The sequence below is a fragment of the Furfurilactobacillus milii genome (genome assembly GCF_021654115.1).
In the GTDB taxonomy this organism is placed as follows: Bacteria; Bacillota; Bacilli; order Lactobacillales; family Lactobacillaceae; genus Furfurilactobacillus; species Furfurilactobacillus milii.
Genome location: NZ_JAIWJF010000024.1, coordinates 1 through 1187, shown reverse-complemented (window position 1 = coordinate 1187; position 1187 = coordinate 1). Strand labels below are relative to the sequence as shown.

1 protein-coding gene is annotated in these 1187 nt (G+C 44.7%); it reads right to left on the bottom strand.

The features are described from left to right. Positions 1 to 42: 42 nt before the first annotated feature. Complete coding sequence (locus tag LDK34_RS12490) at positions 43 to 1068, bottom strand: IS30 family transposase (protein ID WP_010619295.1); 1026 nt, start codon at positions 1066 to 1068, stop codon at positions 43 to 45. Positions 1069 to 1187: the final 119 nt, after the last annotated feature.

Genomic DNA, 1187 nt, shown 5'->3' with positions numbered 1-1187 from the left:
AAGTGCAACACTAAGAATCTATTCTTAGAAGTGGTCTAGTTGCTAAGCTAGTTCAGGCATTAGATCGGCTGGGCAGCGATAGTTCAATGACCGCCGTAGCCGGTTGTTTAAGGTATCTTGAGCCAGCTGAATGTCAATGAGTGAGGCCGAAGCCAAGGATCTGCCCTTCGGGAAGAACTCGCGCAAAAGGCCGTTAGTGTTCTCATTGGTTCCACGTTCCCATGGTGAATAAGGATGGGCAAAGTAGATGTCAGTTCCCTTGACTTGACTCAAGCTTGAGAACTCAGCACCATTATCAAAAGTAATGGTTTTAAAGTGCTCGGTTCCATAGTCATATAAGGTATTCTGGAGGGCTTTCAAGCAAGTGTCGGCATGATAATTGGGAAGTTTAACGATGATCTCTAAGCGACTAACACGTTCAGTCAAAGTCATTAATGCTGGCTCAGATTCAACCCGTTTGCCTTTGACCAAGTCACCTTCCCAGTGTCCAAGCTCTTGACGCGCTTGAACCATGGCGGGACGCTCTTCGATTGAATGGCCCAGATTTTTCTTATTGATTCGATGATGCTTTGCCCCGGGGCATTTAATCCGGCGACGTAGTTTAGCTGGTAGGTCTGAATTGCGGATAGCTAAACGCTGGTCATCAATATACCGGTACACCGTCGGTGTTGAGGGGCAGACAAGCCTTGGGTGATCAGTCTTGAATTGGTGGACAAAAGTATCCACACTATGCATCCTGGGACGCGCTTTTAAAGCTGTCACCAAAGCATTACAGAAGGTTTGACAATGATCAAAGAGTCCACGATAACAGCTATTTAGTCGGTGCTTACGATAAATTGCTTCACCAGTTTCTGCCAGATATGACTGTTCAAAGATATGAGTACTAGCGTTAATCTGTGTCGTTGTCCCACGTTTTAATTCACGTGAAATCGTGCTGGGATTACGATGAAGGGCCTGGGCAATTCGGCGGATAGACCAATCTAAGTCCCTTAGGGATTCAATTCGACCACGTTCAGCTAAATTGAGTTGGTGATACTGATTAGATATGATATTCTTAATTCGGGTCATGAAGATACCTCTTTCTTGTTTGTGGTGAATTAAGAATAGGTCTTCATGGCCTTTTTGACTAGTCTGAATAAAGAACTGGTCTAGTAGAGCAGGTGTTGCACTTCAATTTTAAATCGAGG

Excerpts from the sequence above, each read along its gene's own strand:
- LDK34_RS12490 (WP_010619295.1), bottom strand. The coding sequence starts at position 1,068 with ATGACCCGAATTAAGAATATCATATCTAATCAGTATCACCAACTCAAT.